The following is a 632-nucleotide window of genomic DNA, read 5'->3' as shown; positions in this document are numbered from 1 at the left end:
ATTCTGACATCTTTATACTCCTTTAACTTATTAATTTGGTTTACCTTTATTTCCATAAATAACCACATGTACTATACAAAGCTTTTTCTCAGTACCATCAAGTGCAATTGCATCTGATAATGCAATTGCATTAGTTTTACTATTATTTGAATTATCCTTTTCAACCTGTCCATCTGAATTAAATTTAACTTTATCTTTTCTTTTAATTTGATCATCTTTTGCAATTAAGTATCCTTGGAATTCATTTGTAATAGGAAGTACTGTTGCAGTACTAGTAAATTCGTCTATATCTATGCATATGCCATAAAGATCATCTTCACCACCAATTTCAACATGTGGTTCATAATGTGGTTGATTATTTTGTGATGTTGTATCAACTACTCGTTTTACTCCTCTTTTATATGGATATCCTTTAAAAAAGTAATTTTCTAGTTTATCAGTTCGACTTGTTACAGTACCACCTTGATTAGCAAAGTGTAAATTTTTACTCCTAAAATCAACTGTATTACTAAAAACACCAGCATCGCTGATAGGATTCTTCATTAACTTTTTTAGAGCTTTAGCTTTTTCTTCATATTGCTTTACTAGTTCAGTTACGTTTGTAGACACTTTAACCTCCTAATTTCCTATTT

The 632-nt window shown here is 29.6% G+C and carries 1 protein-coding gene; it reads right to left on the bottom strand.

The features are described from left to right. Positions 1 to 30: 30 nt before the first annotated feature. Positions 31 to 609 (bottom strand): DUF228 domain-containing protein, encoded by a 579-nt coding sequence (locus U881_RS0101520; RefSeq protein ID WP_024653021.1) that lies wholly within the window; start codon positions 607 to 609, stop codon positions 31 to 33. Positions 610 to 632 lie beyond the last annotated feature (23 nt).

Origin of the sequence: Borrelia persica No12, from assembly GCF_000500045.1 — a bacterium.
Lineage (GTDB): Bacteria > Spirochaetota > Spirochaetia > Borreliales > Borreliaceae > Borrelia > Borrelia persica.
The sequence above is the reverse complement of the archived record's forward strand: the minus strand, read 5'-3'. Positions and strand labels throughout refer to the sequence as shown.